We start from the raw sequence: 13810 nt of genomic DNA on the forward strand, positions 1-13810 counted from the left end.
GTGGCCATCAGCACGTGCGCCTCGGCCACGGTACGGCCGATGGTGAGCGTGCCGTGGTTGCGCAGCAGCATGGCGAAGCGGTGGCCGAGCGATGCGGTCAGGCGCGTGCCTTCCTCCGGCGTAAAGGCCAGGCCCTCGTAATCGTGATAGGCCATGCGCTTGTGGAAGCGCAACGCATGCTGCGACAGCGGCAGCAGCCCGTGCGTCTGCGCGGAGACCGCAATGCCCGCCGTGTTGTGCAGGTGGATCACGCAATGTGCATCCGGCCGTGCTGCATGCACCGCGGCATGCAGCGCAAAGCCCGTCACGTTGACGGACGGCCGCGTGGCGGCATCGGGCCAATCGCCGACGAGCTGGCCGGCGCGGTTGATCTTGACCAGGTTGGACGCGGTGATCTCGTCGAAGGCCAGGCCGAAGGCGTTGATGAGGAAGTGGTCGGGCTCGCCGGGGACGGTGGCCGACAGGTGGGTGTAGATCAAGTCATCCCAGCCGTTGAGCGCGGCCAGGCGATAGGCGGCGGCCAGGTCGACGCGCACCGTGCGCTCGGCTGCGCTGATCTCGCCCCCGGGCACGACGGCGCCAGGGCGCAGGGCAAAAGACATGGGGCTCCTCCAGTGGAGGAGGCATTCTAGAACGTGTGCACGAATCGCGTGGCAGCCCGGCCCGCATGCCGCGCATCACGCACGCACGGGCGAGGCAGGAGAGATGCGCTTGACCGCCAGGAAGATGGCCATGCCCACCACCAGCGATGCCGCCGCCACCGCCAGCGAGGCATTGAAGCCGCCGGTGGCCGCGAACAGCCGGTTGGCCAGCGGCGGCCCGGCGATCTGGCCGATGCCATAGGCCGCCGTCATCAGCCCCATCAGGCGCGGCACGGCATGCGGCCACAGGCGGCGCGCCTCGCGCATGGCAAACAGCGTGATGGCCGTGAACGGCAGGCCGAGCAGTGTGCTGGAGAGCGCCAACCCAGCGACCGTCGGCCAGACGATGCTGATCGCCACGGCGACGGCTTGCATCGCATATGCGGTCGCCAGCAGCGAGCGGTTGTCGCGCGCCAGGCTGATCCGCGTGGACAGGAACGCGCCCAACGCCACCCCCATGCCGAACATCGGCCAGAACAGGTCGGGCCAGATGGAACCGGCCGGCAGCACCTTGCGCGCAATCACCGGCAGGAAGGTGGCGGTGATGATGTAGCCGAAGCCGGCCAGGCCGTAGGCGAGCGTGATGGCGACGGTGGGCGCGTCCAGGCTCGGGGCGGCGGCGGAGGCCGCAACGGCGGGGGCGGCGGCATGCGAGCCGGGCTCCGGCCGGATGGTCGACCAGACCGCGGCCGACAGCACCGCGCACAACCCGCCGAACGCCAGCCACGCCGACGTCGCATGCCAGCCAAGCGCCACCATGCCGCTGGCCGCCACCCCAGGGATCGCGATGCCCAGCCCCGGCCCGCAGAAGATAACGCCGCCCAGCGCCGCATGCCCCAGCTCGGTCAGCCGGTGCAGGCACCAGCCTGCCGTAAAGACGAACACCAGCGCGCTGGCCATGCCGGCGGCAAAGCGCAGCACGAGCCACGCCGGCTGGCCTTGCAGCACGCCCATCCCGGCGGTCAACAGAATCGTTGCGATCAGCCCAGCGCGGATCAGCCGTGCTGCATCCCCGCGCACCGCCATGCAGGCCAACGCGCCGACGAAGTAGCCGAAGTAGTTGCCGGTGGCCAGCCAACTGCCCTGTGCCAGCGTCAGGCTGCCGTCGTGCAGCATCATCGGCAGGATGGGGGTGAAGGCGAAGCGGCCGATGCCCATCGCCACCGACAGCGCGACCATGCCGGCAATCGCCACGCGCCAGGCAGCGGCACGCGTGTCATGCACGGCGGCCATATGGGTCGAGGGGGACGGAGACGACAGCACGTGCTGCATGGCGGCACACCTTCATGAGGCAATTCGGTAGTTCATGCTAAGCAACATCATGCATCCTGAAAAATGAATTATATTGAACGTACCCATTAGCATTCGAGATACATCGTGGATCTGGCCTCGTTGGAAATCTTCCGCACCGTTGTACGCGAAGGTGGCGTCACACGTGCGGCGACGCAGCTGCACCGCGTGCAGTCGAACGTAACCACGCGCATCCGCCAGCTGGAGGCGTCGCTGGGTGTGCAGCTGTTCGTGCGCGAGGGCAAGCGCATGGTGCTCACCCCCGCCGGCCAGACCTTGCTGACCTACGCGGACGACATCCTGCGCCTGGCCGCCGAGGCCCGCCAGGCGGTGCAGCCGCGCGAGCCGCACGGACGCCTGCGTATCGCCTCGATGGAAAGCACCGCCGCCAGCCGCCTGCCCGCCCTGCTGGCGACGCTGCACCAGCGCTGGCCGCGCGTGCAGCTGGAGCTGGTGACCATGCCGACGCACCAGTCGATCCAGGCGCTGTCGAACTTCGAGGTCGACTGCGCATTCATTGCCGAAACGGCGTGCCTGGCCAACACGCGCGCCGCGCTGACGACGCTGCCGGCCTTTGCCGAAGAGCTGGTGTTGATCGCCCATCGCACGCATCCGCCCATCCGCCGCGCGGCAGACGTGCAGACGCCCGCCCTGCTCGCCTTCGAGGCCGGCTGCGCGTACCGGCAACTCGTCGAAGACTGGTTCGAGGCCGATGGCCGGGTGCCCTCGCGCGTGCTGGAGCTGGGGTCCTACCACGCCATCATCGCCTGCGCGGCGGCGGGCATCGGGGTGGCGCTGGTGCCGCGCTCGGTGCTGGAGCTGACCACCGGCGCGCCGGAAGTCAGCATCCACACCCTCGACCAACCCAACCGCGTCGACACCTTGCTGGCCTGGCACCGCGACATGGCGGGGCCCGCGCTGCAGGGGCTGATACAAGTGCTGAAGGAACCGCATGACGCTGCACCCGCACCTTCCGGTGAAGCCATCGCCGCCTAAACTGAATGGGAAGACATCGCCGCTTGTCTAAGAAGAAGGCAGTGATGCGGCAGTAGTGGGCGGAGGCTCTCATGCGACCGTCGTTGCGAAGTCGGAAGTGGATCGGGTGGCTGGCGGCGGGCGTCGCCGCAGTCTGGAGCGGCCTTGCCATGGCAGCGGCCCCGGTGATGGTGTTGCCGCTGCAGGGCGCCATTGGGCCGGCCACGGCGGCCTATGTCATCCACGGATTGCAGCAAGCGCGCGAACAAGGCGCGCAACTGGTCGTGCTGCAGATGGACACGCCCGGCGGGCTCGACGCGTCGATGCGGCAGATCATCCAGGCCATCCTCGCCTCACCGGTGCCGGTGGCGGGCTACGTGGCGCCGGGCGGCGCGCGGGCAGCCAGTGCGGGCACCTACATGCTCTACGCCTGCCATATCGCGGCGATGGCGCCGGCCACCAACCTGGGCGCGGCATCCCCGGTGGCAATCGGCATCGGCGGGCATGCGCCCTCGGGCCCGACGCCGAACCCCGCCAACCCCGCCAACCCCATCAACCCGGGTGACACCGCCAAACCGGCGAGCGCCCCGGCCGCCACCTCCAGCAACGAAGACACCCTCGCCCGCAAGCAGATGCACGACGCGGCGGCCTACATCCGCGGCCTCGCGCAACTACGCGGGCGCAACGCCGACTGGGGCGAGCGCGCCGTGCGTGAAGCCGTGAGCCTGTCGTCCACCGAAGCCGCCGACCAACATGTGGTCGACCTGATCGCCGGCAGCATCCCCGACCTGCTCAAGCAGGTGGACGGCCGCTCGCTGCGCACGGCCAATGGCATGGTCACGCTGCACACTGCCGGCGCACAGACCTTCACGGTCGAACCCGACTGGCGCAACCACTTCCTCGCCGTCATCACCGACCCGAGCCTGGCGCTGCTGCTGCTCACGGTGGGCGTGTATGCGCTGATCTTCGAGTTCTCGACGCCGGGCATGGTGGTGCCGGGCATCCTCGGGGCGATGTGCATCCTGGTGGCGCTGTACGGGCTGCAGATGCTGCCGATCAACTACGCCGGGCTGGCGCTGGTGGCGCTCGGGCTGGGCTGCATGGTGGCCGAGGCCTTCCTGCCGACCTTCGGCGCGCTGGGCGTGGGCGGCATCGTCGCCTTCATCCTGGGCGCGGTGATGCTGCTCGACACGCAGGTGCCCGGCTTTGGCGTTCCGATCCCGCTCATTGTGTCGCTGGCCTTTGTGAGCCTGACGGTGATCCTGCTGCTCTCCAGCATGGCGGTGCGTGCGCGCCGGCGCCCGGTGGTCAGCGGCGGCGACACCCTCATCGGCATGACCGGCGAGATGCTGGAGATCAACGCCGCCGACCCCGACTACCCCGGCACCGGCTGGGCGCAAGTGCACGGCGAACGCTGGCGCGTGCGCTGCGAAGGCGCGGTCGCCCGTGGCGACCGCATCCGCGTGATCGAGCGCAAAGGCCTGGTGCTGCGCGTGCAGCCGGCCTAGCGACTCACGGGAGGCTTCATCCAAGGAGAAGAAAAATGCTCTATGGCTTCTTCAGCGCAGGCGGCTTTATCTTCCTGGCCGTGCTGCTGATCATCTCGTCGTTCCGGGTGCTGCGCGAGTACGAGCGCGGCGTGGTGTTCCTGCTGGGCCGCTTCTGGCGCGTGAAGGGGCCAGGGCTGGTCATCATCGTGCCCGCCATCCAGCAGATGGTGCGCGTGGACCTGCGCACCGTGGTGATGGACGTGCCGCCGCAAGACGTGATCTCGCACGATAACGTGTCGGTCAAGGTCAATGCGGTGGTGTACTTCCGCGTGGTCGATCCGGAGCGCGCCATCATCCAGGTTGCCAACTTCCTGGAGGCAACCAGCCAGCTTGCGCAGACCACGCTGCGGGCCATCCTCGGCAAGCACGAGCTGGACGAAATGCTGGCCGAGCGCGAGAAGCTCAACCTCGACATCCAGAAGGTGCTCGACATCCAGACCGACCCGTGGGGCATCAAGATCGCCAACGTGGAGATCAAGCACGTCGACCTGAATGAATCGATGATCCGCGCGATCGCGCGCCAAGCCGAGGCCGAACGCGAACGACGCGCCAAGGTGATCCACGCCGAGGGCGAGCTGCAGGCCTCCGAAAAACTGCTGGAAGCCGCGCGCATGCTGGCCCAGCAGCCCGAGGCCATCCAGTTGCGCTACCTGCAGACCCTCACGCAGATTGCTGGCGACAAGAGTTCGACGATCGTGTTCCCGCTGCCGATGGAGGTGCTGGGGTCGGTGAAGAAGGGCTAGCGATCGGCGGTCACTTGCCGCCGGCTGCCGCCCAATCGATGGCGGCGTCGAACAGCTTGCGCCCCGTCGGCGTGAGGTTCGGGAAGGTCTCGTTGTCGAGGAAGAAGAACACGCGGCGCGCCGGGGCGAGCGTCTCGTAGTCCATCGTCGCGCCCTTCTCGTAACCGAAGATCAGCGCCTTGGCCGGATCGCCCGCCACCGTGGCGATGATGTTCGCGCCCAGGCCCGGCTTGCCCCAGCCCATCGGCGCGTCCTTGGCGTAGCCGACGGCCACGCCCGCCGGCACGCCGCCCGAGAGCGGATGCGGCGCGTTGACCATCCACAGGTAGTGCTCCTTGGGCGCCATGCCGAAGTCGACATCATGGCGCTTGCCGGTCATGGCCATGTCGTCGAGCAGGTCGTTCTCCCACGTCACCATCGGCACCGGCACGTTGCGGTAGGCGCCCAGCAGATCGCGCGAGCGCACGGTGGAGGACAGCACGACCAGATCAAAGTCTTTCGCGCGCTCGACCGGTTGGTACTGGTCGTACAGCGTGACGGCATACCCGCGCGCTTCGAGATGCGCGGCGATCTGCTTGTCGATGGGCAGGCTCTTGCCTTCCATGCGCACGACCATCAGGACGGTCTTGCCGGTGCCAGGCTGCTGTTCGGCAACAGCGGGCTGGGTGAATGCAAACGCCATCAGCACAACGGCGCACAAGCGAAGGAACGGTTTCATGCAATGAACTCCTGAAAGCAACTTCACAGATCGATCTTCATCGACAGCTTGAACACGCGCGGCGCGCCCATCGACAGCCGGTTGTTGCCGGCCCCTGCCCAGTAGCGCTTGTTGGTCAGGTTGTCGACGTTGAACTGCCAGGTGGTGCGCTTGCCGGCGACGCGTGTGACGTAGCGCGCGCCGGCGCCAAACAGCGTGGTGCCGCCGAGCGTGGCCTGGTCCGCGTCGTTGACCGGGCGCGGGCCGACGTAGTACGCCCCCGCGTTGAACGACACCGAGCGCAGCGTCGGCAGCGTGACCTCCGCGAACAGGCTGGCGGTGCTGCGCGGTGTGTTCTCGGGCGTCTTGCCGTCGAGGCCGTTGCCGACGCCACGGAACTTCGAGTCGATCAAGCCGGCAGAGGCCAGCAGCGACAGGTCGCGCGTGATCCGGCCTTGCGCCGTCAGTTCGACGCCGCGAATGCGCTGGCGGCCGTCCTGCACGTAGACGTTGGCCGCGTTGGTGTAGCTGGCGGCACGGTCGATCTCGTAGACCGCTGCCGACAACTGCGTGCCGAGCGGCGTCTCGTACCGCACGCCCACTTCCTTCTGGTTGCTCACGGCGGGCGGCATCGCCTCGTTGGCGTTCGCGGCAGTGTTGGGCGCGCGGGCGCCCGCCTCCAGGCCTTGCGCGTACGACGCATAGGCCGACAGCGCTGGCGTGAACTTGTAGATCAGCGCCCCTAGCGGCGTGGTCTTGGTGGCGTCATATCGATTCGGCGCCTGCTCGCTGGTGTAGCTCGTGTAGCGCAGGCCGCCGATCACCTGCCAGTGCGGCGACAGCGTCATGCGGTCCAGCGCGTAGACGCCGGTATCGACCGCGCGCTGCGCGGCGGTGAAGCTGCTGCCCGAGGTCGGCAGCCAGCCCAGGTCGACCGGGTTGTAGAGGTTCTGCGTGCCCGTGAAGCGATCGGCATACACGGCCGCCCCGCGCGTCTCCGAGCGCGCCACGCCAAAGGTCAGCTCGTGCTTGATCGAGCCGGTCATCTGCGTGCCGTTGAGGTCGGCGCGCAGGTGGCCGGTGGTCCAGCGGCCGTCCTGGCGATTGCCGGAGATGGTTCCCTTGCCCGTCACCGGATTGACGTTGCTGACTTCCGTAAAGGCCCGCGTGCGCGCCACCTCCGACGTGCCGGTCTCCACCGTCAGCAGCCAGTCGTCGGTGAGCGCGTAGTCGGCGCGCAGCAGCGCGGTGGTGCCGTTGGCGCGGAACTTGGCCCAATCCGGCGCCAGGCGCTTGGTCGGGTCCGGCATGGCGGGAATCGCAATGACACCATTCTTGGCGGCCGGCAACGTCACCAGCGCTTGTTCGGTGATGACTTGGCGCGCGTATTCCACGTCGGCCTTCAGGCTCAGGCGGCTGTTGACCTTCCAGTCGAAGGCGACACTGGCCATCTGCCGATCGCCGTCGATGCCGCTGGTGGGCGATTGCAACGTGCCGCCCGCCGCGTTGAAGCGCAGGCCGTACTGGTTGTCCTCGCCAAAGCGGCGGCCCACGTCGACGGTGCCGATGGCGGTGCCGTTGCTATCGATCGACATGCCCAGCGTGGTGACCGGTGTGCTGCCCGCGCGCTTGGTGACGAGGTTCACGACGCCGCCCGGCGTGGTGTAGCCGTAGTACAGCGCGGACACGCCCTTGAGCACCTCCACGCGCTCCTTGTCCTCCAGCGGCATGCCCATCATGTTGGGGATCGGCATCGAGCCGTTGAAGCGGAAGTTGGTGCGGTTCTCCAGCGTCACGCCACGGATGGCGAGGTTGTCGAAGGTCTCACCCGAGAGCTGCTGGCGCGTGACGCCGGCCGTGTTGCGCAACGCATCGTACAGCGTGCGGTCCTGCTGCGCGTCGAGCGCCTCACGCGTGATGACGTTGACGGTGGCCGGGATGTCGCGCACCTGCACGCCGCGGAACGCGCCCACCTCCGCCGTGTCGGCCGCAAAGCCGCGCAGGCTGCGCGCGGTGACGGTGGTTTCATCGAGATTGGCGGTCGCGTGACCGGTGGCAGGATCAGCGGCAACAACGGCATCGGCACGCGCCAATGTCGACACGGCAAGAGGAATGGCGGCGAGCGCGCACGACAAGGCGCGGGCCGCCGCTTTGGCCACAATATGGCTAGGCATCGCGAGCAAGGATCGAACAGGATTGGGTGAAACCGGACGCGCCCAGGAGTGCCCTAGGAAACGAAAAACGCGCCGATGCACAAGGCATGCGGCGCGTTGGTCAAATGGCTGGCGGCTGAAAAGCCCGCTGGCTCGCCCGGCAGGAGCAACGGCCAGCGGTCAGGCAAGGTGCCCGGCGCAGACCATCAAATGCGAATGGTTCTCATTATATGGTTTGCAATGTGATGTCAGCAACCATTAATTCGCCGGTACCCCCTGCGCCCATTGCGGCCAGCGCTGCACGATATCGTCCAGCAGCGGCTTGGCTGCATTGACGAGGTTGTGCGTGGCCGGCACGAAGCCGCCCTGCTGCGCGTAGTTGAGCAGGCCATCGGACGCGCTCTGGCCGTCGTACGGGCGGTCGAAGTCGGAGCCGGCGCGCAGCAAGGCCACGCGGCTGAAATCGACCTTGCCGGCGCGGGCGCCGCGCGTGAGCACTTCCAGCGTGGCGTTGTCCTCCTGCGCGGTGGTGCAGTAGGTGCCCTTGCTGTCGGTCATCGTCTTCACCCAGTCACGCGCGCGCTGGCCCAGGTTGCGGCCGGCCCACCATGTGTCGGCGGAGGCGACATCGCACTGGATGACAGCGGGCGGCTGGTTGGCCGGCGCGCTCGCGTAGTTCTTGCGGAAGGCGATGGCCTCGGGGCTGTCTTCCAGCGTGGCCGACTTCGACAACGTAAACGCCTTTTGCAGCAGCGCCTCGTTCAGCTGGAACACTTCGGTGCGGTAGTCCAGCGGCGGCTTCTCGCCCGGGCCCTTGGTGCCGATGCCGAAGTAGCCGTACGGCCAGCCGGTGGGCATCTCGCGTGCGTCGATCTCGTGCGACAGGCCGTAGTCCACCGCATAGCGCGCCCACGCCGCCGAGCCCACCGTGCCCTGCCCCGGATCGATACCCGCAATGCCGGCGATCACGAAGTAGGTGTGCGTCAGGTCCAGCTTGCTGCGATAGAGCAACGCGGAGAGCGTCGACGCCGCATTCGCGTAGCCCATGCCGGTGGTGACCTGGCAGATGCCGTCGACATTGCACAGCATGTTGGGCGCGTCAGGCGACAGGCCGGAGATGAACACCTTCTCCTTCAGGTCATAGCGGTCGATGAAGGGCTGGGCCTCGCCCTGGAACATGTTGATGACGATGACCTTGATACCGTCATAGGCGCAGCTATTCAGGGTCAACGCCGCCGCGCCCACGGCGAGCAGCTTGGCGATCGTACGCATCGGAGTCTTGATCGTGGAAAGGGTCATGGCGAGGGCACTCCGTGTTTCCACACGCTCCAGCGCGTGACGATGTCGTTGACCAGCGGACCGCCCGCTAGGTAGAGGTTGTTGAGCGACGGCACGAACCCGCCCGAATGGCTGTTGACCAGCGAGTCGTACGGCGTCTGCCCCGGATACGGCCGGTCGAAGTTGGACGCGGTGCGCAGTACGGCCACGCGCTGCAGGTCGAGCAGGCCGGCCTTCGCGCCACGCGTGAGCGCTTCGAAGCTGGCGTTGTCTTCCTGCTGCGTGGTGCAGTACGTGCCCTGCCCGTCTGTCAGCAGCTTGACCCACGCGGCTTCGCGCTCGCCCAACTTGGCGCCGTGCCAGTAGGTGTTGCCGGCGGCGGTGTCGCATTGCACGACGGCGGGCGGCTGGTTGGCCGGCGCGCTCGGGTAGTTGGCGCGGTAAGCACGCGCAGTGGCGTTGTCATCCAGCACCGCGGTCTTCGAGAGCGCTAGCGCCTTCTGCAGCAGCGCCTCGTTCACGCGGAAGACTTCCGTCTTGTAGTCCAGCGGCGGCTTCTGCCCGGGGCCCTGCGTGTTGATGCCGATGAAGCCATTGGGCCAGTTGGCCGGAACCTCGCGCGCATCGATCTCCCAGGCGAGGTCGCTATCGACCAGGAAGCGCGCCCAGGCGGCGGAACCCAGCGTGCCCTGCGACGGGTCGATGCCCGCGATGCCCGCCACCAGGAAATACGTGCGTTGCAGGTCGAACTGCCCGCTGTAGATCAGCGCCGACACCGACGACGCGGCATTCGCCTTGCCCATGCCGGTGGTGAGTTGGCACACGTCCGACGCGTTGCAATGCACGTTCGGGTAGTCGATCGACAGGCCCGGCACCGGCACGTCCTGCGTCAGGCCCAGCTTGTCGATCCACGGCTGCGCCTCGGGCGCGAACATGCTGATGATCAGCACCTTGACCTTGCGTGCGTGCGACTCCGGTGCCTGCTGCGCAACCGGCTGTGTTGATGCGCCGATGCCGGCGGCCAGCAGCACACCGGCGGCGAGGGCGCGGGCCAATCGTTTGCCTTTCCGCGCAGACGGTGGCTGCGGCGGCTGGGCGTCAACCTTGTCAGATAGGACGCTCATGGTTCTCCTCGGATTTTGGGTAAGGGGGTACAACGGGCACTGCGGGGAACAGCGGACGCGACCAATGCAAATTGCCTGCCAAGCTGACCGCAAACAGGCTGCAATCGGTAGCGCCTGACCGGTATAGGCGATGGCGTGGCCTGTCTCCAGCATTAGCGGAGCGGCAACTTGTTTACACGACATAGACAAGATGCCGACTGCGTGCGCAATGCCCAAAGAACGCTCCGCCCAGCCGCACACCCCACGCGACACGCACCAGCCGCATGCGCTTGGAAATCGGTTGCTCAGCTTCCTCGCGCGCGGCGCAGGTCTCCGTAAGACCCGCGTGATTTACTGCAATCCGCCCCGGCCTGTAGTACCGCGGCGTTCTGTTCGTCACCCAAAGCCGATCGGCCGGCCACCAACCGGACCGCATCCGGCGTACAGGAAACCCTCGCATCATGCTGGAATCAACACGCCCTGGACGGCGGTGCACACGCACGCCCGTCGGGACCGCGCACGCGCGTAACATCCCTGCAAACCCCATGCTGCTGGCCGCCGGCGCAGCCATGGCACCGGCCGGCCCGCTGACACGGGCATGGCCGTGGCCCACGCTGCGCCTGTGGCTCCTGGTCGCGGCACTCGCCTGCGCCTACCTGCTGCCCGGCACCCTCGGCCACGACCCCTGGAAGCAGGACGAGACCTACACGTTCGGCATCATCCAGCACATGCTGGAGACCGGCGACCTGATCGTGCCGACCAGCGCGGGGCAGCCCTTTGTCGAGAAGCCACCGCTCTATGCGTGGGTGGCAAGCACGCTGGCCTGGCTGCTGGGCGACGTCATGCCCCTGCATGACGCGGCGCGGCTCGCGAGCGCACTGTTTGCCGGCCTGGCCTTGGCGTTCACCGCGCGTCTGGCACGGGCCGCCACGCACGCAGCGTCGTGGGCCGACCCGCGCGTGCTGGGCACCGTGGCGCTCTGCGCGGGCACGCTGATCGTCGTCAAGCACGCGCACGACATGATCACCGACGTCGCGTTGCTGGCCGGCACGGCCATCGGCTTCTGCGGGCTGCTGGAGTGTGTCCAGGCGGCAGCGCAGCCGCCGGCGCGGGGGCGCCGCTCGGCGTGGCTGCTGGGGGTGGGCGTCGGGCTGGCGCTGCTGGCCAAGGGCGTGTTCATCCCGCTGGTGTTCGGCATCACGCTCGCCGGGGCGTGCGTGCTGTTTCCGGCCTGCCGCAGCCGCGCTTTCCTGCGCACGATCGGCACCGCGGCGCTGGTCTTCCTGCCGTTCGCGACGCTCTGGCCGACGCTCTTCTACCTGCGCGCGGAAGACCTGTTCCTGGTCTGGTTCTGGGACAACAACATCGGCCGCTTCCTCGGCTTTTCCGTGTCGGTGCTGGGCGCGGAGAACGACGACCCGCTCTACGTCTGGCACACGCTGCTGACCATCGGGTTTCCGGCCGGCCCGCTCGCGATCGTGGCGCTCGCACGCGGCGTGTGGCGCGATTGGCGCGCGCCCCGCGTGGCCCTGCCCGTGCTGTTCGCGGCGGTCGGCCTGCTGGCGCTGCAGGTGTCGGCCACCGCGCGTCCGCTCTACCTGCTGCCCTTCATGGTGCCGCTGGCGCTGCTCGGCCAGCAGGCCATCACGCGGTTGCCAATGCGCCTGCATGCCGGGTGGGACTACCTCAGCCGGGCGCTGTTCGGCGGCATCGCGCTGCTGGCCTGGGTGCTGTGGGCCGTGATGACGGAGAACACGTCGCGCGTGGGGCTGCGCTGGCTCGACCGCTGGCTGCCGGTCGACTGGACCATGCCCGTGGAACCCACGCTGGTGGCCGCCGCGCTGGCCATCACGGTGGGCTGGCTTTGGCTGCTGCCGCGTCTGCAGCTGGCCGGCGCATGGCGCGGCGCGCTGTCCTGGGCCGCCGGTGCGCTGGTGGGCTGGGGGCTGATCGCCACGCTGCTGCTGCCCTGGCTGGACGAGGCCAAGAGTTACCGCTCGGTGTTCGACCAACTGGACCGCCAGCTGCTCTCAGCCTGGCGCGCCGGCGACTGCATGGCAAGCCTGCACCTGGGCGAATCCGAAGCCCCCATGCTGCGCTACTTCACGGGCATCCTGCACCGTCCGCTGACGCAGCCGTCCACCGACACGTGCCGATGGCTGATCGTCCAGGACACCCACGCCCGCACACAGACGCCGAGCAAGGAATGGACGCCCTTCTGGTCAGGCGCGCGCCGCGGCGACCGGGACGAACGGCTGCGGGTCTTCCTGCTCGCATCGCCCACCCTGCGCACGGGTGCCCGCGTGCGGCATTGATCCTTCTGGGCGCGCCGGCCCGCCCAAAACAAAACGGCGCGCGCCCCGTTACCGGGAACGCGCGCCGCTCAGCGCATCGCGTCAGACGAGAAAGGCGCTACCTCACACCTTCTGCTGCACCCACGCTGCCACGCCGGCCAGCGCCTGCGGCAGCTTCTCGGGCTCGGTGCCACCGGCCTGGGCCATGTCGGGGCGGCCACCGCCCTTGCCGCCGACCTGCTGGGCGACAAAGTTGACGAGTTCGCCGGCCTTGACCTTGGCGGTCGCATCGGCCGTCACGCCGGCGATCAGCGCGACCTTGCCGTCCGTCACGCTGCCCAACACGATGGCGGCGGTCTTGAGCTTGTCCTTGAGCTGGTCCATGGTCTCGCGCAGCGTCTTGGCATCGGCACCGTCGAGCTTGGCGGCCAGCACCTTGATGCCGGCCACGTCCACGGCCTGGCTGACGAGTTCGTCGCCCTGGCTGGCGGCCAGCTTGGACTTCAGGCGCTCCAGTTCCTTCTCCAGCGTCTTGACCTGGTCCTGCACCTGGCCGATGCGCTGCGTCAGTTCCGACGGCTGCGCGCGCAGGGCGGCAGCGGCTTCGTTGATGCGCGTGTCGAGCGTCTGCAGGTAGTGCAGCACGTTGTCGCCGGTGATGGCTTCCACGCGGCGGATGCCGGCAGCGACGCCCGATTCGCCCACGATCTTGAACAGGCCGATGTCACCGGTGCGCGCCACGTGGGTGCCGCCGCACAGTTCCTTCGACGTGCCGATCGACAGCACACGCACTTCGTCGCCGTACTTCTCGCCGAACAGGGCCATCGCGCCGTTCTTCACGGCGTCGTCGAAGCCCATGATCTGGGCGGCGGTGGCGGCGTTGGCGAAGATCTCGGCGTTGACGCGCGCTTCCACCTCGCGGATCTGCAGCGGCGTCATCGGTGCGTTGTGCGAGAAGTCGAAGCGGGTCTTGTCGGCGTCGACCAGCGAGCCCTTCTGCTGCACGTGGCCGCCCAGCACTTCGCGCAGGGCCTTGTGCATCAGGTGGGTGGCCGAGTGGTTGCGCATGGTGCGCGCGCGGCGCAC

Annotated in this window: 11 protein-coding genes; 4 read left to right on the forward strand and 7 right to left on the reverse strand. The window is 68.2% G+C overall.

The features are described from left to right. Both QZ609_RS17450 and QZ609_RS17455 read right to left on the reverse strand, forming a co-directional pair. Positions 1-602: class II aldolase/adducin family protein (locus QZ609_RS17450; protein WP_295497443.1), on the reverse strand; the 602-nt coding region annotated here is incomplete at its 3' end. A gap of 75 nt (positions 603-677) precedes the next feature. Next, entirely contained in the window at positions 678-1913 is a 1236-nt protein-coding gene (locus QZ609_RS17455) for a YbfB/YjiJ family MFS transporter (protein ID WP_295497445.1), read from the reverse strand. Between the two features lie 105 nt (positions 1914-2018). Here QZ609_RS17455 and QZ609_RS17460 point away from each other — a divergent pair, with 105 nt between their 5' ends. The 3 genes from QZ609_RS17460 to QZ609_RS17470 all read left to right on the forward strand — a co-directional run bounded on the left by QZ609_RS17460 (position 2019) and on the right by QZ609_RS17470 (position 5199). Continuing rightward, complete coding sequence (locus tag QZ609_RS17460; protein WP_295497447.1) at positions 2019-2927, forward strand: LysR family transcriptional regulator; 909 nt, start codon at positions 2019-2021, stop codon at positions 2925-2927. A 71-nt stretch (positions 2928-2998) separates the two neighbouring features. Beyond that, a complete protein-coding gene (locus tag QZ609_RS17465; RefSeq protein ID WP_295497449.1) occupies positions 2999-4414 on the forward strand; it encodes a nodulation protein NfeD in 1416 nt (471 codons plus the stop codon). A 35-nt stretch (positions 4415-4449) separates the two neighbouring features. Further along, entirely contained in the window at positions 4450-5199 is a 750-nt protein-coding gene (locus tag QZ609_RS17470; protein WP_295497451.1) for a slipin family protein, read from the forward strand. 10 nt (positions 5200-5209) lie between these two features. Here QZ609_RS17470 and QZ609_RS17475 read toward each other — a convergent pair whose 3' ends face one another. From QZ609_RS17475 to QZ609_RS17490, 4 genes are all read right to left on the reverse strand, one after another. Then, entirely contained in the window at positions 5210-5917 is a 708-nt protein-coding gene (locus tag QZ609_RS17475; RefSeq protein WP_295497453.1) for a hypothetical protein, read from the reverse strand. Between the two features lie 23 nt (positions 5918-5940). Continuing rightward, positions 5941-8070 (reverse strand): TonB-dependent receptor, encoded by a 2130-nt coding sequence (locus QZ609_RS17480; protein WP_295497454.1) that lies wholly within the window; start codon positions 8068-8070, stop codon positions 5941-5943. Between the two features lie 237 nt (positions 8071-8307). Beyond that, entirely contained in the window at positions 8308-9348 is a 1041-nt protein-coding gene (locus tag QZ609_RS17485; RefSeq protein ID WP_295497456.1) for a purine nucleoside permease, read from the reverse strand. Next, positions 9345-10451: a purine nucleoside permease gene (locus QZ609_RS17490; protein ID WP_295497458.1), complete on the reverse strand. Its 1107-nt coding sequence runs from the start codon at positions 10449-10451 to the stop codon at positions 9345-9347. Before QZ609_RS17490 ends, QZ609_RS17485 begins: the two co-directional genes overlap by 4 nt. Positions 10452-10891: 440 nt before the next feature. Here QZ609_RS17490 and QZ609_RS17495 point away from each other — a divergent pair, with 440 nt between their 5' ends. Then, on the forward strand, positions 10892-12745 hold the full coding sequence (locus tag QZ609_RS17495; RefSeq protein ID WP_295497460.1) for a glycosyl transferase: 1854 nt from the start codon (positions 10892-10894) through the stop codon (positions 12743-12745). 102 nt (positions 12746-12847) lie between these two features. Here QZ609_RS17495 and QZ609_RS17500 read toward each other — a convergent pair. Continuing rightward, positions 12848-13810, reverse strand: a 963-nt coding sequence (locus QZ609_RS17500) for a DHHA1 domain-containing protein (RefSeq protein WP_295497462.1), incomplete at its 5' end; no start/stop codon positions are given.

Source organism: uncultured Ralstonia sp. (assembly GCA_913056305.1).
Lineage (GTDB): Bacteria > Pseudomonadota > Gammaproteobacteria > Burkholderiales > Burkholderiaceae > Ralstonia.

Excerpts from the sequence above, each read along its gene's own strand:
- QZ609_RS17455 (WP_295497445.1), bottom strand. The coding sequence starts at position 1,913 with ATGCAGCACGTGCTGTCGTCTCCGTCCCCCTCGACCCATATGGCCGCC.
- QZ609_RS17465 (WP_295497449.1), top strand. The coding sequence starts at position 2,999 with ATGCGACCGTCGTTGCGAAGTCGGAAGTGGATCGGGTGGCTGGCGGCG.
- QZ609_RS17470 (WP_295497451.1), top strand. The coding sequence starts at position 4,450 with ATGCTCTATGGCTTCTTCAGCGCAGGCGGCTTTATCTTCCTGGCCGTG.
- QZ609_RS17475 (WP_295497453.1), bottom strand. The coding sequence starts at position 5,917 with ATGAAACCGTTCCTTCGCTTGTGCGCCGTTGTGCTGATGGCGTTTGCA.
- QZ609_RS17480 (WP_295497454.1), bottom strand. The coding sequence starts at position 8,070 with ATGCCTAGCCATATTGTGGCCAAAGCGGCGGCCCGCGCCTTGTCGTGC.
- QZ609_RS17485 (WP_295497456.1), bottom strand. The coding sequence starts at position 9,348 with ATGACCCTTTCCACGATCAAGACTCCGATGCGTACGATCGCCAAGCTG.
- QZ609_RS17490 (WP_295497458.1), bottom strand. The coding sequence starts at position 10,451 with ATGAGCGTCCTATCTGACAAGGTTGACGCCCAGCCGCCGCAGCCACCG.
- QZ609_RS17495 (WP_295497460.1), top strand. The coding sequence starts at position 10,892 with ATGCTGGAATCAACACGCCCTGGACGGCGGTGCACACGCACGCCCGTC.